This is a genomic window from Stenotrophomonas maltophilia group sp. vghtpe118 (genome assembly GCF_052605195.1).
This window is the reverse complement of record NZ_CP199672.1, coordinates 3,258,395-3,277,091: the sequence shown is the minus strand read 5'-3', so window position 1 is coordinate 3,277,091 and position 18,697 is coordinate 3,258,395. Positions and strand designations below refer to the sequence as shown.

General features: G+C 67.7%; 19 protein-coding genes. 9 read left to right on the top strand and 10 right to left on the bottom strand.

From position 1 onward, the window contains the following. Positions 1–25: 25 nt before the first annotated feature. A complete protein-coding gene (locus tag ACUDTM_RS14955) occupies positions 26–2,014 on the bottom strand; it encodes a hybrid sensor histidine kinase/response regulator (protein WP_005415123.1) in 1,989 nt (662 codons plus the stop codon). Between the two features lie 244 nt (positions 2,015–2,258). On the opposite strand from ACUDTM_RS14955, the gene ACUDTM_RS14950 reads away from it, so the two are divergent. Next, positions 2,259–2,822, top strand: a complete 564-nt coding sequence (locus ACUDTM_RS14950; RefSeq protein WP_072167817.1) for a DUF3016 domain-containing protein — start codon at positions 2,259–2,261, stop codon at positions 2,820–2,822. A 95-nt stretch (positions 2,823–2,917) separates the two neighbouring features. Here ACUDTM_RS14950 and alr read toward each other — a convergent pair whose 3' ends face one another. Continuing rightward, entirely contained in the window at positions 2,918–3,985 is a 1,068-nt protein-coding gene (alr, locus tag ACUDTM_RS14945) for an alanine racemase (RefSeq protein ID WP_188241539.1), read from the bottom strand. Then, complete coding sequence (locus ACUDTM_RS14940) at positions 3,964–5,268, bottom strand: D-amino acid dehydrogenase (RefSeq protein WP_111008072.1); 1,305 nt, start codon at positions 5,266–5,268, stop codon at positions 3,964–3,966. The genes alr and ACUDTM_RS14940 overlap by 22 nt, the downstream gene beginning before the upstream one ends. A 149-nt stretch (positions 5,269–5,417) precedes the next feature. Here ACUDTM_RS14940 and ACUDTM_RS14935 point away from each other — a divergent pair, with 149 nt between their 5' ends. After that, positions 5,418–5,897 carry a winged helix-turn-helix transcriptional regulator gene (locus ACUDTM_RS14935; RefSeq protein ID WP_005407919.1) on the top strand — a complete coding sequence of 160 codons (480 nt, stop codon included), beginning with the start codon at positions 5,418–5,420 and terminating at the stop codon, positions 5,895–5,897. 111 nt (positions 5,898–6,008) lie between these two features. Here the strand turns inward: ACUDTM_RS14935 and ACUDTM_RS14930 are convergent, their stop codons facing one another. After that, the gene (locus ACUDTM_RS14930; RefSeq protein ID WP_072167733.1) at positions 6,009–6,188 is read right to left on the bottom strand and encodes a lana protein; all 180 of its coding nucleotides are present in this window, start codon (positions 6,186–6,188) and stop codon (positions 6,009–6,011) included. 143 nt (positions 6,189–6,331) lie between these two features. Beyond that, positions 6,332–6,703, bottom strand: coding sequence for a hypothetical protein (locus ACUDTM_RS14925; RefSeq protein ID WP_053498066.1), 372 nt, complete (start codon positions 6,701–6,703; stop codon positions 6,332–6,334). 140 nt (positions 6,704–6,843) lie between these two features. Here ACUDTM_RS14925 and msrB point away from each other — a divergent pair, with 140 nt between their 5' ends. The 5 genes from msrB (at position 6,844) to ACUDTM_RS14900 (ending at position 10,080) form a co-directional block, all read left to right on the top strand. Continuing rightward, positions 6,844–7,311 (top strand): peptide-methionine (R)-S-oxide reductase MsrB, encoded by a 468-nt coding sequence (gene msrB, locus ACUDTM_RS14920; protein ID WP_005415117.1) that lies wholly within the window; start codon positions 6,844–6,846, stop codon positions 7,309–7,311. Between the two features lie 91 nt (positions 7,312–7,402). Beyond that, positions 7,403–8,257 carry a flagellar motor stator protein MotA gene (motA, locus tag ACUDTM_RS14915; protein WP_005407915.1) on the top strand — a complete coding sequence of 285 codons (855 nt, stop codon included), beginning with the start codon at positions 7,403–7,405 and terminating at the stop codon, positions 8,255–8,257. A 3-nt stretch (positions 8,258–8,260) separates the two neighbouring features. After that, complete coding sequence (gene motB / locus ACUDTM_RS14910; protein WP_334271497.1) at positions 8,261–9,199, top strand: flagellar motor protein MotB; 939 nt, start codon at positions 8,261–8,263, stop codon at positions 9,197–9,199. A 97-nt stretch (positions 9,200–9,296) separates the two neighbouring features. After that, positions 9,297–9,791, top strand: a complete 495-nt coding sequence (locus ACUDTM_RS14905; RefSeq protein WP_088496431.1) for a hypothetical protein — start codon at positions 9,297–9,299, stop codon at positions 9,789–9,791. A 13-nt stretch (positions 9,792–9,804) separates the two neighbouring features. Beyond that, positions 9,805–10,080, top strand: coding sequence for a DUF4031 domain-containing protein (locus tag ACUDTM_RS14900; RefSeq protein WP_061478631.1), 276 nt, complete (start codon positions 9,805–9,807; stop codon positions 10,078–10,080). Between the two features lie 108 nt (positions 10,081–10,188). On the opposite strand, the gene ACUDTM_RS14895 is transcribed toward ACUDTM_RS14900, so the two are convergent. Beyond that, the gene (locus ACUDTM_RS14895; RefSeq protein ID WP_061478630.1) at positions 10,189–10,731 is read right to left on the bottom strand and encodes a DUF6630 family protein; all 543 of its coding nucleotides are present in this window, start codon (positions 10,729–10,731) and stop codon (positions 10,189–10,191) included. A gap of 90 nt (positions 10,732–10,821) precedes the next feature. On the opposite strand from ACUDTM_RS14895, the gene ACUDTM_RS14890 reads away from it, so the two are divergent. Beyond that, entirely contained in the window at positions 10,822–11,070 is a 249-nt protein-coding gene (locus ACUDTM_RS14890; RefSeq protein WP_005415112.1) for a DUF3297 family protein, read from the top strand. Positions 11,071–11,218: 148 nt separating this feature from the next. On the opposite strand, the gene ACUDTM_RS14885 is transcribed toward ACUDTM_RS14890, so the two are convergent. The 3 genes from ACUDTM_RS14885 to ACUDTM_RS14875 all read right to left on the bottom strand — a co-directional run bounded on the left by ACUDTM_RS14885 (position 11,219) and on the right by ACUDTM_RS14875 (position 14,216). After that, the gene (locus ACUDTM_RS14885; protein WP_088496430.1) at positions 11,219–12,868 is read right to left on the bottom strand and encodes a Na+/H+ antiporter; all 1,650 of its coding nucleotides are present in this window, start codon (positions 12,866–12,868) and stop codon (positions 11,219–11,221) included. A 117-nt stretch (positions 12,869–12,985) separates the two neighbouring features. Next, the gene (locus tag ACUDTM_RS14880) at positions 12,986–13,774 is read right to left on the bottom strand and encodes a dioxygenase family protein (protein ID WP_445391388.1); all 789 of its coding nucleotides are present in this window, start codon (positions 13,772–13,774) and stop codon (positions 12,986–12,988) included. Between the two features lie 31 nt (positions 13,775–13,805). After that, entirely contained in the window at positions 13,806–14,216 is a 411-nt protein-coding gene (locus tag ACUDTM_RS14875) for a DoxX family protein (RefSeq protein WP_061478627.1), read from the bottom strand. 96 nt (positions 14,217–14,312) lie between these two features. On the opposite strand from ACUDTM_RS14875, the gene ACUDTM_RS14870 reads away from it, so the two are divergent. After that, positions 14,313–15,194: a LysR family transcriptional regulator gene (locus tag ACUDTM_RS14870; RefSeq protein ID WP_227837991.1), complete on the top strand. Its 882-nt coding sequence runs from the start codon at positions 14,313–14,315 to the stop codon at positions 15,192–15,194. 323 nt (positions 15,195–15,517) lie between these two features. Here ACUDTM_RS14870 and ACUDTM_RS14865 read toward each other — a convergent pair whose 3' ends face one another. Continuing rightward, positions 15,518–18,580: a bifunctional diguanylate cyclase/phosphodiesterase gene (locus tag ACUDTM_RS14865; RefSeq protein ID WP_072167726.1), complete on the bottom strand. Its 3,063-nt coding sequence runs from the start codon at positions 18,578–18,580 to the stop codon at positions 15,518–15,520. Between the last annotated feature and the right edge of the window lie 117 nt (positions 18,581–18,697).

Here is an 18,697-nt window from a genome sequence, read left to right as displayed (position 1 = left end):
AGGGTCGCCGATCGGCCGTGAATGTTCAGTGCAGCGCGCTGTCCGCGCGCGGCACCTGCACCTTGCGCACGGCAGCCACCAGCTGCGCTACCGAGTACGGCTTGGCCACATGCTCCTGGAAGCCCGAGGCCAGCGCGCGGCGACGGTCGTCGGCACGCGCCAGTGCAGTCACCGCCACCGCAGGCAAGGTCGCCGCATCCACGCCCATGTCCTCGCGCAAGGTGCGCACCAGCCCATAGCCATCCATGCCCGGCATGCCGATGTCGGTCAGCAGCACGTGGTATTGCAGGTGGCCGGTGTCGGCCAGCAGTGCCAGCGCTTCGCCGGCCGAACTGGCCGCAGACACGCTGGCGCCCTGCTCTTCCAGCATGCGCCGCAAGTACTCCAGCACTTCCGGCTGGTCTTCCACCGCCAGCACATGCATGCCGCGCAGCGGATACGGCTCGACGATCACCGGCTCCAGGATCGGCCCGCTGATCACTTCGCGCAGCGGCCGCCGTTCGGCATCGGGAACATGCTGGGGCAGGCGCACGGTGAAGGTCGCGCCGTGGCCGTGGCCCTCGCTGGCCGCAGTGACCGTGCCACCATGCAGTTCGACCAGCTGCTGCACGATCGCAAGGCCCAGGCCCAGGCCGCCATGGCGGCGGGTGGTGGTGCCGTCGGCCTGGCGGAAGCGGCTGAACAGATGATTGAGGAATTCGGGTGCGATGCCATCACCGCTGTCACGCACGGTGATCTCCCAGTAGTTGCCGTCAGCCCGCAGCTGCAGGTCGATGCGGCCTTCAGCCGGGGTGAACTTGATCGCGTTCGAGAGCAGGTTCCAGAACACCTGCTGCAGGCGCGTGGCGTCGCCCAGCACCAGGCTGGGTTGCGTGGGCAGCTGCAGGTGCACGTCCAGCGCCTTGCCTTCGGCCACCAGTTCCTGCGCGCCGATCGCCTCACCCAGCACCGCGCACAGGTCCAGCACTTCCACCTCCAGCTGCACCTTGCCCAGCAGCATGCTGCTGAGGTCGAGCATGTCCGAGATCAGCCGCTTCTGCGCACCGGCGCTGTTGGCGATCACGTTCAGGCCCTTGTACAGCGGACTGGTGTTGTCCACTCGCTGCAGAAGCAATTCGCTCCAGCCGAGGATGGTAGTCAACGGCGTACGCAGCTCATGCGACAGCGTGGCCAGGAATTCATCCTTCAGCCGCGCCATGTTTTCCGCAGCACTGCGCGCGGCACGCTCGGACTGCAGCAGTTCCTCGCGGGCCAGCTCGATCTCGCGGCGTTCGGTCACGTCCGGGCTGCTGCCGGCCAGGCCGATGAAGCGGCCCATGCGCGAGAAGCGCGGGCGGGCGTTCATCTCCAGCCAGCGCCACTGGCCATCGGCACGGCGTGCGCGCACCAGCGCATGCATCGAGCGCTGCGCCTTCAATGCTTCCTGCAGTTCGTACTCGAAGACCGATGCGTCGTCCGGATGCACCAGGCCGCGCCAGACGTCCTCCGGCACGCGCGTCTCGTCACCGCCGAAGAACTCGCTGAAGGCACTGTTGACGAAACGGGCATGGCCGCGCTCGTCCAAGACCCACACCGGCATCGGCAGGCCGTCGGCCAGCGCACTGAAGCGGGCTTCGCTTTCGCCCAGCTCCACTTCCATCTGCTTGCGTGCGGTGATGTCGAAGAACAGGATGCCGACCTTGTCCTCGCCCGGCCGGCCCACGCGCACCGCATCCACCGCGAACGAGCGGCCCAGCGCACGCGCCTCCATCTCGAACTGGGCCGGGCGGCCGCTGCGTGCGACCTCGCCATAGATGCGGAACCAGTCCTGCTCATGGCCGGGCTCCAGCGCCGTCATGCGCTTTCCACGCGCATCCTTCAGCCCGGTGTGGCGCTCGAAGGCATCGTTGACCTCGATGAAGCGGTAGTCGACCGCACGATCACCCTCGAACAGCACCTGGATCACGCAGAAACCGGCGTTGATGCGCTCAAGCACGCCATGATGCAGGTCGGGTTCGGGCGCCGGCACCGTCATCGGTGGGCGCTCCACAAGGGGCGGCAGTGTGGACAAGGGTGTCTGTGCAGGCCAGGTTGGAGGCACAGCATCTTCCAAAGGGCGTATTCACAGCGTCAAGCGCCGTCAGTCATGGTTGACGTCGATGAATTGGCGGCAACCGCTCTTGCAGACGACGCATGCGGCCATTGCCGACACCGGGAAGCAGGATCACACTCGATCTGTGATCAACATCGCCCCCATCGAGGGGACGCAGGAGACCGTGATGAAACGCTCACTCGCGATTGCCCTGTTGGCGGGCGCCCTGGCGGCGGGCGGCGCCAGCGCGGCCCCGCGCACCGTGACCGACCCGGAAGCTCCCCGCGCATTGCAGGCCGATGGCCCGGTCAGCGTGAAGTGGGACGATCCGGCCAAGTTCACCGAAATCCGCCAGAGTACCAACCGCTTCGAAGCCGAGCGTGGCGACTGGGTGCAGCAGCTGGCACGCTACCTGCAGACCGCTGCCGCCAAACCGCTGCAACCGGGACAGACGCTTGATGTGACCCTGGTCGACATCAAGCGCGCCGGTGACTACGAGCCGTGGCACGGCCCGCGCGGCCGCGACATCCGGATCATGCGCGACATCTACCCACCGCGGATCAGCCTGCAGTACACGCTGAAGGACGCCAGCGGCCGCATCATCAGCGAGGGCGACGCGCGCCTGAGCGATACCGGCTACCTGCACAACATCGGCCTGAAGAGCGACAGCGATCCACTGCGCTACGAAAAGCACCTGATCGACGACTGGGTGAAGCGGCAGCTGACAGCGCAGGCCACCGCAGCACGGTAGGCCGTAGGCCCATCGGCAGGTATCGACCTTGGCCGACACGCATTCACAGCGCCGACCAGGGTCGGCCGCTACGGAAGCCGAGCGTGCGCTCGGCTCTACACGTACACCTTCGCCACGCGCTTGACCGCGCACGGCAGCTGGTAGGCACTGACGCCACAGCGCGGCGCCAGCTCCGACAGCTTCGGCGCGGAACCCCACAGCTCCACCACGCTGCCGATGCCGGCCTGCGGATGCGCGGTCAGGTCCACCGTCAACATGTCCATCGACACGCGCCCGATCAGCCCGCCGGGCTGGCCGTCGATCAGCACCGGGGTGCCGTTCGGGGCGAACTGCGGGTAACCGTCGGCATAGCCAAGCGCGACCACGCCCACGCGGGTGCGCGCCTTGGCCACGAAGCGCGCGCCATATCCCACCGGTTCACCGGCTTCAATCCAGCGATCGGCGATCACCTTGGACTGCATCGTCATCACCGGGCGCAGTCGCGCGGTCAACGCGGTGTCATCCGGCAGCGGGTTGGCGCCGTACAGCATCAGGCCCGGGCGCACCCAATCGCTGCGCACCTCCGGCCAGCCCAGCAGCGCCGGCGAGTTGCACACGCTGGTCTCGCCCTCCAATCCATCAATGGCGCGCGCGAAGGTTGCGGCCTGCTCGCGGGTGCGCTCGCTGTCCAGTTCGTCGGCACGTGCCAGGTGGGTCATCAGCACGATGCGCTCGACCTGCGGCAGCGCCGACAGGCGTGCATGCGCCGCGCGGAAGCTGTCCACGTCCAGGCCGAGGCGGTGCATGCCGCTGTCCAGCTTCAGCCACACCGTCAACGGGCGCGGGCTGTCGAACGCCGCCAGTGCCTCCACTTGCCACGGCGAACCGACGGCGAACCAGAAGTCATGCTCGGCCACCAGCGCCATGTCGCTGGGCTCGAAGATGCCTTCCAGCAGCAGGATCGGCGCACGGATGCCGGCCTTGCGCAGCTCCAGTGCCTCTTCGATGGTGGCCACGCCGAATCCATCGGCCTCGCCCTCCAGCGCCTGCGCACAGCGCACCGCGCCATGCCCATAGGCATCGGCCTTGATGATCGCCAGGGCCTTGCCACCGCCCAGTTCACGGGCGAGCCGGTAGTTGCTGCGCAGGGCGTCCAGATCGATCAGCGCGCGGGCAGGACGCATGTGCGGTTCTCGAGTTGCGGCGCGTGACCGTACTGGCCGTAGCGGAAAATATCCAGGCCTTCGGTGCTGATCTGCGGCTGTCGCGCGCTCATCAGGTCGGCCAGGTAGCGGCCTGAGCCGCAGGCCATGGTCCAGCCCAGCGTGCCGTGTCCGGTGTTGAGGTACAGGTTGCGGAACGGCGTGGCGCCGATCACCGGCGTACCGTCCGGCGTAGCCGGGCGCAGGCCGGTCCAGAACTGCGCGCGCGACAGGTCGCCGCCCTTCGGATAGAGATCCCTGACCACCAGTTCCAGGGTCTCGCGGCGGCGCTGCGACAGCGACAGGTCGAAGCCGGCCACTTCGGCCATGCCACCGACACGGATGCGGTCGTCGAAGCGGGTCACCGCCACCTTGTAGCTCTCATCGAGGATGGTCGAGGTCGGCGCCATCGCCGGGTCGGTGATCGGCAGGGTCAGCGAATAGCCCTTCAGCGGGTACACCGGCAGGCGCATGCCCAGCGGTGCAACCAGCGCTGGCGAGTAGCTGCCAAGCGCAACCACGAAGCGGTCGGCGGTTTCCAGCTTGCCGTCGATGCGCACGCCGGTGATGCGGTCGCCATCGAATTCCAGGCCGGTGATGTCCTGGTCGAAGCGGAATTCGACGCCGGCATCCACGCACATCTGCGCCAGGCGGCGGGTGAACAGCTGGCAGTCGCCGGTCTGGTCACGCGGCAGGCGCAGCGCGCCGACCAGGCCATCGACGTGGGCCAGGGCCGGTTCGGCCTGGATGATGCCGGCCCGGTCCAGCACCTCGTACGGCACGCCGTACTGGGCCAGGATCTCGATGTCCTGCGCCGAGGCATCCAGCTGCTGCTGGGTGCGGAACAACTGGGTGGTGCCCAGGTCGCGGCCTTCGAATTCGATGCCGATCTGCGCGCGCAGCTCGTTCAGGCAGTCGCGGCTGTACTCGGACATGCGCACCATGCGCGCCTTGTTGATCGCATAACGCTCGTGGGTACAGTTGCGCAGCATCTGCCACAGCCAGCGGTACTGGGCCAGGTCCATGCCCGGCTTGATCGCCAGCGGCGCGTGTTTCTCGAACAGCCAGCCGATCGCCTTCTTCGGCACGCCCGGCGCCGCCCACGGCGAGGTGTAGCCGAACGACAGCTGGCCGGCATTGGCGAAGCTGGTCTCCAGCGCTGGGCCGGGCTGGCGGTCGATGACCGTGACTTCAAACCCGGCCTGTCGCAGGTACCAGGCACTGGTAGTGCCGATCACGCCGCTGCCGAGAACTAGGACTCGCATGGGACTTCTCCAACCCGATCATTCCCTGCACTGGAGCGTGCCGGGGCCATAATTGGGGAAGTATAGACAGCCAATACCAGTTGATTTGCCTGAATTGAAATCAACCGGCAGGATGTTCTCCTGCAATTCATTCCCCAAGGTTGACGGCCATGGCCACCCGTACCCGCGAACTGGACAAGATCGACCGCAAGATCCTGCGCATCCTGCAGGCCGAAGGCCGCATCTCCTTCACCGAGCTGGGCGAGCGGGTCGGCCTGTCGACCACCCCGTGCACCGAGCGGGTACGCCGCCTGGAACGCGAAGGGGTAATCACCGGCTATCACGCCCACCTCGACCCGGCCGCGGTGAAGGCCAGCCTGCTGGTGTTCGTGGAGATCAGCCTGGCCTACAAGTCCGGCGACATCTTCGAGGAATTCCGCCGCGCCGCGCTGAAGCTGCCCAACGTGCTGGAATGCCACCTGGTGTCGGGCGACTTCGATTACCTGCTGAAAGCACGGATCAGTGAAATGGCCTCCTACCGAAAGCTGCTCGGCAGCACGTTGCTGACACTGCCGCATGTACGTGAGTCGAAGAGCTACATCGTGATGGAAGAGGTGAAGGAGACGCTGAGCCTGCCGATTCCGGATTGAAGCTGGGAACCGGTTGGGGTCAGAGCCCGCTGCGCGGGATCCGACCCCGGTCGGCATCTGGCAAGGGGTCGGATCCCGCGCAGCGGGCTCTGACCCCGGTCATGGCGACAGTCAGCGCTGCTGCGGATGCTTCTGCGAGCGCTGTTCCTGCTGCTTGCCGCCCTTGTGCGGCGGCTGCGGCTCCATCTGCTGTTGTTGCTGTTGCTGCTGCGGGTTACGGCCCTGCGGTTCCTTGCCGGGATGACGGTTCTGCTGGTTTTTCATGGTCGCGATCCAGTGGACGAAGGACATGCGGCGGCGGAATGCCGGCGCAGGGCCACGGTGGTCCCGCAACGGTTAATCGCAGGCGAAAAAGCAGTGATCGGCTGGATGCTGTTTTCGTGCGTTCAGCCCGCTCAGCGTCAGCCAGCAGCCAACCCTGGTGGCACCAGGACTCAGCGCTTGATCTGCTGCCCATCGCCGGCCGGCACGCTGTCGTAATAGCGGCCGGTGCGCGAATCGAACACGCGGTTCGGGCCGGCCGGGCGCACGCCCGGAACGATGCGGCCATTGCGGTCATAGACCTTGTCGGCCGGCTTCGGCACCGGCGTCGGCGCGACCCGGGCCGGACCGGTGGATCTGATCGGCTGCGCCGGCTGCGGCGACGGCAGCACCTGCGGTTGCGGGCGAGCAGCCTGTGGCGGTGGTGCCACGGGCTGCGGCGCCACGGTGGTCGCGCTGCGGGTCGCAGTCGGGTCGGCGGTCGGCACCTGCGCCAGCGCGACGATGGGCAACAGGGCCAGCAGCAGGGGAAGGATTGGTTTCATGGCACGCTCCGGCGTGGATCGCGTTCACCTTGCGCCCGCCCCTGTGTGCCGCCCATGAACGGCCATCACACTTGCAAGGTCGCGTCTTCACCCCCACGTTTTCCGCCATCCCCAGGCCATCGACCCCACGGAGCGCCGCCATGACCGCCTTCGACCTGACGCCCCCCACTGCCACCCAGACCGAGGCGCTGATCGCTGGCCTCAGCAGCGAGGAGCGCCGCGTGCTGCTGCAGCACGGCACCGAGGCGCCGTTCTGCGGCGTGTTCCTCGACAACAAGCGCGAGGGGGTCTACTGCTGCAGGCTGTGCGCGCTGCCACTGTTCCGCTCCAGCACCAAGTTCGATTCCGGCACCGGCTGGCCCAGCTTCTTTGCCCCGTTCGACCCGGCGCACGTGCGCGAGATCCGTGATACCAGCCACGGCATGGTGCGCACCGAGATCACCTGCGCGCGCTGCGGCAGCCACCTGGGCCACGTGTTCCCGGATGGTCCGCCGCCCACCTACGAGCGCCACTGCCTGAACTCCGTCTCACTTTCGTTCACCGGCAATGGCGAGCCCTGGCCCGATCCGTTGCAGCGTGGCGGCGCAGAAAGCGGCGTGGCGGGCTGAAACACCCCGCTGACCGATTTCACAGAATTCCCTCTTCAGAAAACCGGGCGACGGGCCGACAAGGAGATATCCCCTCTCCTTGCGTCGCCCCATGCTCATCATCGTTGGATTCCTGGTCGTCATCATCAGCGTGATCGGGGGCTACCTCGGTGCCCACGGCCGCCTGGGTGCCCTCTGGCAGCCCTATGAGCTGGTCATCATCGGCGGCGCCGCGCTCGGCGCCTTCCTGGTCGGTACCCCGGCCAAGACGGTCAAGCAGACCCTGCAGGCCATGGTGGGTGTGTTCAAGGGCCCGCGCTACAAGCAGCAGGACTACATCGATGTGCTCAGCCTGCTCTATGAACTGCTCAACAAGGCCCGCCGCGAAGGCTTCATGGCGTTGGAAGACCATGTCGAGCGCCCGGCCGAAAGCGCGCTGTTCGGCAACTACCCCAAGGTGCAGGCCGACCACCACCTGATCGACTTCATCACCGACTGCCTGCGACTGATGATCGGCAGCAACATCGAGCCGCATGAGCTGGAGCCGCTGCTGGAACTGGAGCTGGAAAAGCACCACGCCGAGGCCATGGCGCCCTCACAGGTGCTGACCAAGGTCGCCGACGGGCTGCCCGGTTTCGGCATCGTCGCCGCGGTGCTGGGCATCGTCATCACCATGGGCTCGATCGGTGGCGACATCGTCGAGGTCGGTGGCCACGTGGCCGGCGCGCTGGTCGGTACGTTCCTGGGCATCCTGCTGGGCTACGGCTTCGTCGGCCCGATGGCCGCCGCGATGGAGGCCCGCGCCGAGCAGGACAGCCGCATCTACGAATCGGTCAAGACCGCCCTGCTGGCCTGCCTGCGCGGTTACAACCCGAAGATCGCGCTGGAGTTCGCCCGCAAGACCCTGCCGTCGAACGTGCGCCCGGCCTTCTCCGATTTCGAGCAGCACCTGAAGACGGTCAAGTAAGCCATGGCCGAGAACAAGCCCACCGTCATCGTCCGCCGGGTCAGGAAGGCCGGCCACGCCGCCCATCATGGTGGTTCGTGGAAGGTGGCCTATGCCGACTTCGTGACCGCGATGATGGCGTTCTTCCTGGTGCTGTGGCTGATGGCCACCACCAACAAGAACGACCGTGCGGCCATTTCCGAGTACTTCCGCAACCCCAGCCCGTTGAGCGGTCAGAGCGCCACGCCGGCGCCCGGCATGGCCGGCCCGGGCGGCGCCAGCACCTCGATGATCAAGCTGGGCGGTGCCACCGACATTTCGCGTGGCAACAGCAACGACCCCTTCCAGAACCAGAAGGAAGCGGTACCGCAGCCGGTGGACCAGCAGCAGCGCGACAAGCAGCAGCTGGAAGCACTGATGAAGGAGCTGCAGGAAGCGATCAGCAGGAGCCAGGCCCTGGAGCCGTTCAAGGACCAGCTGCTGCTGGACCTGACCCCGGAGGGCCTGCGCGTCCAGATCGTGGACAAGCAGAACCGGCCGATGTTCGACCTCGGCAGCGCCACGCTGAAACCGTACACGCAGCAGATCCTGCACGAGCTGGCCAACTACCTGAACCACGTGCCGAACCGGATCAGCCTGACCGGCCACACCGACATCACCGCCTATTCGGCTGCACGTGGCTACGGCAACTGGGAACTGAGCGCCGATCGTGCCAATGCCGCCCGCCGCGCGCTGGTGGACGGCGGCCTGGAGGACAACAAGATCACCCGCGTGGTCGGCCTGTCTTCATCGGTGCTGTTCGACAAGGCCGACCCGCAGAACCCGATCAACCGCCGCATCAGCATCGTGGTGATGACCCGGGCCGCCGAAGCGGCCGCCTTGGCCGGTGCCGGTCCGCAGGTGGGGCTGTCGGCGCCGACCGCCGACCCGGACGTGCAGGCCGCGCAGGGTAAGGCGCACTGAACCGGGGTCAGATCCCTTTCCCCTGGAAAGGGATCTGACCCCACCTGCGTGCGGCCGCTACAATGGCGGTCTTTCCGTTTCCAGGTGACCCCACCCCATGTCCCAGAACTCCAAGGCCAAGCGCGACAAGCGCAAGAAGCAGCAGGCCAAGCGCCCGTTCCTGCGCCTGAATGCCCAGCAGCAGGTGCAGAACCATGCCGTGCTGACCAACGAAGACGGCCAGGTGGTGGCGGCCATCGGCCTGCAGGGCCGTGAATGGCTGCTGGCCATCGGCGGCCAGACCATGGGCAACGCCGAGAACCCGGTGCCGATGCTGGCCATGCTCAAGCACCTGGCCAACGTGCAGGAGAAGGAAGGCCGTAAGGTCAACCTGGAGTACTCCGAACTGCTGCAGAAGCTGCTGGACACCCTGGCCGCCGAATCCGGCCAGACCGCTGACGAGTACTTGGACAAGCTGGTGTCCGAGTTCGAGACCGTGGAAGCCGAAGAAGGCGAAGAAGCCGCTGAGGCCGCCGAAGGCGATGTGGTTGAAGCTGCTGCCGACGCCGAGGCCACCCCGGTCGCTGACAGCGACAGCAAGCCGCAGGCCTGAACCGGCCGCGGCGGTGACGGTCTACGTCGATGACGCGGTGCATCCCTGGCGCGGACAGCGCTGGGCGCACCTGATGGCCGACACCCTGGCCGAGCTGCACGCGATGGCGGCGCAGCTCGGCATCCCACCGCGGGCCTTCCAGAACAAGGCCAGCGGTGCCCATTACGATGTCACGGTCGAGCTGCGCGCGCAGGCGATCGCGCTTGGCGCACGAGCGATTTCCCGGCACACCGAGCGCGAACTGGTCAAGGCGGTGATCGCCAACGCCCGGGCGCAATACCGGCCATAGGCTCGGCTGCCGTTTACCTCCTGTAGAGCCGGGCCGATGCTCGGCTGCTCTACGCGAAATGCAGCCGAGCGTGGGCTCGGCTCTACATGCGCAGCGCTGCCTGCCCGCTCAGAACGGGTCGCTGCCCAGCCGGATTTCCACGTTCAGCAGCGAGCACAGCGCCAGCATCGCGTCGTCGTCACGGGTCAGCGCCATCACGCCGGTGAAGCCGTCGCTGCCGGCATCCACGCTCCACAGCGTGTAGTTGTGCTCGCGCAGGCGGTCGAAGGCGGTGGCCATCAGCTGCACGCCGTCCAGGCCTTCGGCAAAGTCCTCGTCGTCCAGGTCGCCACCCCAGTCCAGCTGCAGGTTGAAGCGCGCCGACAGCTCGTTGACCGCCGACTGCAGCGATTCCAGGTCGTCGCGCTCCACATCGAAACCGGACTGCCAGGCGATGGCGGTGAACAGCGCCGGCAGCCAGTCGCTGTCCGCTTCCAGCGGCTGCCCGTCCTCGGACAGGTGCTCGCGCCAGCGGTTGAACTGCTGCAGGGCCAACTCTTCGTCGCCCGGGTTGATCAGCACCAGCAGGTTCCAGACCCGCGCCTCGAATCCATCCTCGTCGAAGTCGTGGATGTCTTCCTCGAAGTCGAAATAGTCGCTGTTGTCGGGCATGGCGGAACGTCCTCTGGGGCAGGCCGGCATTCTACGGTTTATCCTGTGCCGCTGAAGCCGGCCTTGGTGGCCGTCACTGTGAATGAAGCGATGAGCGATACCCCTCCCGACCACCTGGCGATCAACCCGGCCAGCCCCTTCCATGATGCGCAGGCGCTGGAGCGCGGCGTCGGCGTGCGTTTCAACGACGTCGAGCGCGACAACGTCGAGGAATACTCGGTCAGCGAAGGCTGGATCCGCGTGCAGGCCGGCAAGGCCCGCGACCGCCGCGGCAACCCGATGACGATCAAGGTCAAGGGCAAGGTCGAGGTGTATTTCCTGGACCAGAAGCCGGAATAACCGGCACCGGCATGTAGAGCCGAGCCTGTGCTCGGCTGCTTTTCGTTCCGGGTTCATGACGCCTGAAGCAAGCGCAGCCGAGCATGGGCTCGGCTCTACATGCCAGGGCGGAATCCGCGTCAGCGTCTGCAACGCCCGGTCCCAGGCGTCATTCGCGCTTGCGCGATTCCAGCAGGTCCAGGTTGCGGATCAGGCGCCGCGAGATCTCATCGGAGATCACCCCGCGCCGGGTCAACCGGAACAGTTCCTCGCGCTCGGCATTGAGGCCGGCGCTGCGCAGCTGGCGGTACCCCAGCTCCATGCGCCGCACCTTCTCCGGGTCCACGTCGGGCCCATCGTTGTCCTTCTCCAGGTGCCGCTGGTACAGCAGGCTCACCCGCGAGGCAGCGTCGTTGTACAGCTGCACGTTCTCGGTGTTCTGGTTCATCACCAGCTGCTGGCGCATGCGCTCGACCCCGGCCAGCGCGGCCTTTGACGACAGCCGGCGTGCCAGGTCCTCTTCCTTGCGCTCGCCCGAATCGGCCGGCAGCTGCAGGCCCTTCAGCAGCTGCGGCAGCGCCACGCTGGCGCCGACCAGCGAGAACAGGATCACCGCCGCGGCCAGGAAGATCACCAGGTCGCGCGCCGGGAACGCGCTGCCATCAGGCAGGAACAACGGCAGGGTCAGCACGCCGGCCAGGGTGATCGCACCGCGCACGCCGGCCACCGAGGTCGCCACCACGATGCGCCAGTTCGGTGCCTCGCCGCGTTCCAGGCCTCGGCGGCGTGCACGCAGCAGGTTCCAGCGCAGCGACAGCCATACCCACAGCAGGCGCAACAGGATCAGTGCCAGGTTGATCACCACTACGTACACCAGCAGCCACCACGCGCTCTGGTGGCCGGTCTCGTTCATGGTGGTGGTGGCACGTTCGACAATACCGGGCAGCTGCTCGCCCAGCAGCACGAACATGATGCCGTTGAAGCTGAACTGCAGCATGTTCCAGACGCCCGCGCGCTGTACGCGCATGCTGCCGGAGACACGGCCGGTCAGCTCGACGTAGCTCATCGCGATACCGGCGGCGACTGCGGCGAGGATGCCCGAGGCATGGATTTCTTCGGCCAGCAGGTAGGCCGCGAACGGGATCAGCAGGTTGACCAGCATCGCCGCCCCCGGTTCCTCGCCGAAGCGGCGCCACAGCCAGCGCTGGAACGTGGACACGCCGAGGGTAACCGCCACGCCCACGGCCAGGCCGGCCACCGCCACCCACACGAAGGTCAGCGAGGCCGTGGCCAGCGAGAAGGAACCGGTCATCACCGCCGCCACCGCGAAGCGGAAGCAGACCAGGCCGGACGCATCGTTGAGCAGCGACTCGCCTTCCAGGATGTGCATCAGTCGCTTGGGAATCGGTGCCTTGGAAGCGATCGCGCCGACCGCCACCGGATCGGTCGGCGAGACGATGGCCGCCAGCGCAAAGCACACCGCCAGCGGCATCACCGGAATCATCCAGTGGATCAGCAGGCCGGCACCGATGACGGTGAACACCACCAGGCCGAACGCCAGCTCGAGGATCGCGCCCTTGTCGCGGAACAGGCCCTGCTTGGGGATGCGCCAGCCATCCAGGAACAGCAGCGGCGGCAGGAACAGCAGGAAGAACACTTCCGGCTCCAGCGCGTGGCCGCGGTTGAACACCCCGGCGATGACCGCGCCCAGGCCGATCTGCACCAGCGGCAGCGGCAACGAGAACGGGAGGACGCGAACCAGGTAGCCGCTGGCGACAACGGCCACCAGCATCGCCAGGACGACTTCAATGGTATGCATGCTTCTTCCAGGAAGCGGCGCGCGGGGAGGCTCGAAGGCCAGCGCCGGAAACCCGGAAAAAACTACCACATGCGGCCATGAGCGCGACGGCCGGGGCGGTCGCGCGTCAGCCCCGGCTCATGCCCCGTCGAAGCTGTACAGGTCCATGGCGAGGAAGCCGGCATCGATGCCGGCATCGATGCGGCGCGCACCGAAGCTGTCCTCGCCGGCTGCGCCCATCGCGAAGAACAGCGGCAGCAGGTGCTCGTCGGTCGGGTGCGCGCGTTCGGCGAACGGCGCCTGCCGGCGGTAATCGAACAGGGCCTGGCGATCATCGGCGGCCAGGCGCTGTTCCACCCATTCGATGAAGGGCCGCACGTACGGCGCTTCCTTGCCGTCCTGGTAGTCGCCCCAGTCGTGCAGGTTGTGGGTGATGCTGCCCGAGCCGACCAGCAGCACGCCCCGCTCTCGCAGTGGCGCCAGCGCGCGGCCCAGCGCGAACTGGTGCCCGGGGCCGAGCAGCGGCTGGATCGACAGCGGCACCACCGGGATGTCGGCTTGCGGGCGCAGCAGCCGCAGCGGCACCCACGCGCCATGGTCGAGGCCACGCTCAGGGTCGAGCGCCACCGGCAGGCCGGCAGCGGCGATGCGGCCGGCCACTTCTTCGGCCAGCGCCGGATCGCCCGGCGCCGGGTACTGCAGTTCGAACAGTGCGCGCGGGAAGCCGCCGAAGTCATGGATCGTCGGCGGCTGCGGATGCGCGCCGACCTGCGGCTGCCGCCCCAGCCAGTGCGCCGAGGCCATCACGATGGCGCGCGGCGTCGGCAGGTCGCGCGCCAGCTCGGCCAGGCGCACGCCGACCTGGCCCGGATGCAGGGCGGTCATCGGCGAACCATGGGAGATGTACAGCGAAGGCAGGCGGGACATGGAATCCTCCGGTTGCAGGGTCAGGCGGCGATCAGCGCGAACGCAGGGTCCACTTGCCGTCGCCGACCAGGAACAGCACCACCAGCGCCAATGCCCAGAACGCCGGGTATTCCCAGCCGCCGCCGGCATTGGCGAAACCGAAGCCGTTGGCGCCGTGCACGGTGACGATGGTGCCCAGCAGCAACGGGACGCCGGCCAGGCCCACCCAGCGCGCGTAGATGCCCAGCAGCAGCGCAGTGGTGATCACCAGCTCGGCGCCGATGGTGAGGTAAGCCAGCACGCCGGGCAGGCCCAGCGATTCGAAAAATGCCGCCGTACCGGCCGGGGTGAATACCAGCAGCTTGATCAGCGCATGGACCAGGAACAGCACGCCCAGGGCCAGGCGCAGCAGGGTGGCACCGTACGGGGCCAGCGGCGAGACAGGAGCGGTCGTGGTGTGCATGGCAAAGCACCTTGACGGGAGTGGAGACAGGTTATTGCGCCTTCATGAGACGATAAATACGATCGTTTGACCTTATTTATTTCAGAAGGCGCAACAATGGACACCCTCGAGGCGATGCGCGTGTTCGTAGCGGTGGTCGAGCGCAACGGCTTCAGTGCCGCCGCGCAGGCCCTGGACATGTCGACCGCCGGCGTCACCCGCCAGGTCGCGGCACTGGAAAAGCGCCTGTCCACCCGCCTGCTCCACCGCACCACCCGGCGGGTCAGCCCCACCAGCACCGGCGCCGCCTATTACGCCCAGTGCGTGCGCCTGCTGGCCGAGTTCGACGCGCTGGAGGCCAGCATCGGCGCGCAGGCGCTGGAACCCTCCGGCACGCTGCGCATCAACGCACCGGTCAGCTGGGGCATCGCCCGCCTTGGCCCGTTGCTGTCCAGCTACCGCGAGCGCTTCCCGCAGGTGGAACTGGACCTGGCCCTGTCCGACCGCCTGGTGGACATGGTCGAGGAAGGCTACGACGTGGCCATCCGCATCACCCGCGAGCCGAGCCCGGCGCTGATCGCGCGCCGGCTGGGCGAATCGCGGGTGAGCCTGTGCGCGGCGCCGTCCTACCTGGCTGCACGCGGCACCCCACAGACGCCGCAGGACCTGCAGGATCACGCGTGCCTGAGCTACACCTACTGGGCCGCTGGCGACCACTGGCCGCTGCAGGGACCCGGCGGTGAAGTGAAGGTGGCGGTGAACAGCCTGCTGCACGCCAACAACGGCGACGTGCTGCGCGAAGCGGCGATCGCCGGCATGGGTGTGATCCTGCAACCCGACTTCCTGCTGGAAGACGCGCTGGCCGATGGCCGCCTGGTGCGCGTGCTACCGGAATGGGAGGCCTCGCCGATCGGCATCTTCGCGGTGTATGCCAGCCGTAGCCACCTGGCGCCGAAGGTGCGCAGTTTCATCGACCACCTGGTGGAGGCCGGGGTGTAGCCGAGTCTCGCGCTTGCCGGCCAGCGTCCGGCACTACCGTCATGCTTCGGTCGGATGCCTGCCGGCCAGCGGCCGGCACTACCATCATGCTTCGGCCGGGCGCCTGCCGGCCAGCGGCCGGCACTACCGTCATGCTTCGGTCGGATGCCTGCCGGCCAGCGGCCGGCACTACCGTCATGCTTCGGTCGGGCGCCTGCCGGCCAGCGACCGGCACTACCGTCATGCTTCAGTCGGGTGTGCTGGCCGCTGGCCGGCAAATACGAAAATCCGTAATGTTTCGGTCGGGTAGTGCCGGCCGCTGGCCGGCAAATACGAAGCCCCGATCAGGCAGGGACTTCATCCAGCGCGTCGATGATCCGCTCCAGCGGCGCCGGCCGCCCCAGCAGGTAGCCCTGCACCTGGTCGCAGCCGTGCGCGGCCAGCCAGTCCAGCTGCCCCGGCGTTTCAACGCCCTCGGCGATGATGGTCAGGCCCATGCTGTGGCCGAGCGACAGCAATGCGCGGCAGATCGAGGCGTTGCGCGGATTGGTTTCCACGTCGGCGACGAAACTGCGATCGATCTTCAGGATGTCCAGCGGCAGGTGCTGCAGGTAGGACATGCTGGAATAGCCGGTGCCGAAATCGTCCAGCGACACGCGGATGCCCTGCTCGTGCAGGCGTTGCATGGTCTGCATCGCCTGCGCCGGCTTGCGCATCAGGCTGCTCTCGGTCAGCTCCACGTGCAGTGCGCCGCGGGCCAGTCCGAACTCCTGCTGGACGCGGGTGAATTCGGCCACCAGGTCGCTGTTGAAGAACTGCACTGCCGACACGTTGACCGCGATCGGCAGCTCGCCCCAACCGGCCTCGACCAACCGGCGCTGTGCCTTCGCCGCGGCGCGGATCACCCAGCGGCCCAGTGCCAGGATCAACCCGGTGTCCTCGCACAGCTGGATGAACTCGTTGGGCGGGATGAAGCTGCCATCGGCCTGCGGCCAGCGCAGCAGTGCCTCCAGCGCGGCCGGGCTGCCATCGCTGGCATGCCGGATGGGCTGGAAATACAGCTGGAACTCGTTGTCGATGGCGGCGTGGATGCGCCCGGCCAGGCGCAGGCGGTCGGCCAGCCGCGTGGTCACTGCCGCATCGAACCAGACCACCACGTTGCCCTCGGCACGCGCCGCGTGCGCGGCCTGTGCGGCCATGCCGATCACCTGCTCGGCGCTGTGGCCGTCACCGGCAGTGTGTACGGCCACACCGATGCGCGGTTCGAACTGGTGCAGCGAATCCTTGCCACGCATCGGCGCTGACACGATCTGCAGCAGGTCATCCAGCACGCGCTGGGTATCGTGCTCGGCCCCGATCGCGAACACGAAGTCTTCCGCCGGCTGGAATGCCAGCGTGCCGCAACGCGCCCCCAGTCCACCGAGCCGGGTCGCCATCGACTGCAGGACCGCATCGCCGATCTCGCGGCCCAGCGTATCGGCCACAAGCTGCAGGCCACGCAACTGCACGAAGGCGATGGTGTAGCCCTGCTGCTGCTCGTCCAGCTGTTCGGTCAGGGCGCGCACGTTGAGCAGGCCAGTGGCCGGGTTGTGCCGTGCCCGATAGGCCAGGTCGCGCTCGTAGGCCAGCCTTTCGCTGACATCCTCGGCCAGCACGAGGCACGCCGGCTGTCCATCGAAATCGAGTTTGGACAGGTGTGCGCGCACCTCGAACACACTACCGTCCTTGCGCCGGTGCAGGCGCACGGTCGCGTCCGGAGGATCGCCCACCTGTGCGCGCTGGATGGCACCCCGCACCTCGTCCCAGCCTTCGCGCGGGCGGATGTCGAGGATGCTCATCGCCAGGAACTCGTCGCGGCTGTAGCCGTACTGGCGCACCGCAGCGTCGTTGACCTCGATGAAGCGCAGCGTATCCGGGTCGAATACCCAGAACGGCGCCGGATTGCGGTCGAACAGCAGCCGGAAGCGCCGTTCCACTTCGCTCATCTGCTCGCGCGCCTGATAGCGTTCGCTCAGGTCGGTCAGCGCGCCGATCATGCGCCGCTCGCTGTCGGCCACTTCCACCCGCTGCCCACGTGCGCCCACCCAGCGCACCTCGCCCCCGGGCAATACCAGGCGGAACACCTGGTCGAGCACGGCGCTGCCGGCGAATGCCTGGTCAAAGGCATGCTGCAGGCGCGCGGCATCGTCGCGATGCACGCGTGCGAAGAAATCGGCCACCGACAGCGCATCGGTCTGTACGCCAAAGATCTCGCGCGCCAGCGGCGACCAGCGCAGCAATGCGGCGTCCTCATCCACGTACCAGGTACAGACACGACCGACCTGATGCGCAAGACGCAGCTCGGCGTGGCCTGTTTTCAGCTCCTCGGCCATCGCCTGCTGGCTGCGGGTGCTGCGCCGCACGGCGTACAGCAGCACCAGCAACACCGCGATGTAAGCCAGTACGATCGCCACCGACGCCTGCAGGTACGGCCACCACGGCGCCAGTACGTCTTCGTCGGCCAGGCCGACCTGCACCGCCAGCGGGCTGTGTTCCAGCGTGCTGATGGTCATGATGCGCGGTACGCCGTCGACCACACCCGGCACGCTGCCCAGCTCGACCACCGCCTGCGTGCCGAGCAGGTCACGGCGCGGCAGGCCGTAGCGGCGGCCCACCGTGCCGTGCGGATCAGGCACGCGGGCCAGCATGTAACCCTCGGCATCGCTGATCGAGACCAGTCCGTTGGGGCCGACATCGAGGCCGCCGACGATGCGTTGCAGTTCGCCACAGCGCAGCCGTGCCAGCAGCCAGCGTTCGCCGGCCATCGGCAGCGCCAACGGCACCACCCAACCGCCATCGCTGGCCCGCTGCGGCGGGCCGATGTACAGGGCGCTGCCCTGGCCACGACGCTGCGGGTCGGTCCACAGCGGCAGCTGCAGGTCGCCCTCGCCGGCCGTCAACGGTCGGCCATGGCGGTCGAGCACGGCGATGCTGTGCAGTTCGGCATGCCGGCCCAGCACCCCGCCGATGGAGGCATCCATCAAGGCCGGCGCCTGCGCCGGCACGCTGCGGAACAGCTCGGCGGCGTCGGCGGCGATGCCGGACATGGCGCGCTCCAGGTTGCGCAGTTCCAGCGCCAGCAGGCGCTCGCTGCCCACCGCCAGCGCCCGGCTCTGCCGCTGTGCCGCTTCCAGGCGGCGGTGGTAGTCATTGACCAGCATGAGGGTCAGGCCGGTTACCAGCAGCACGCCCAGCAGCACTCCGCCCCAGGTAATGGCGCGCAGCGGGCGGGCCAACGCGCGTTTCAGCGCGGGCATCGGCGGGTGTTCCTTGTGCAGTCGGCTGGCTTCATGCGCGAACGAATCCTCCACGTCCCCGACCTCAACGGCCGGTGGACGCCATTCTTGACGCCTGACCCGCCCCCGCATGGCCACCTCCCCGTGTCCGCGCAGGGCTCCAGGGTCCAGCATGCACCACCCCGGTGACGGCGTGAAGATCGCGTCTGCGCGTTCAGCCAGATCCTGCACAGGACGGGCGGCGCAAGG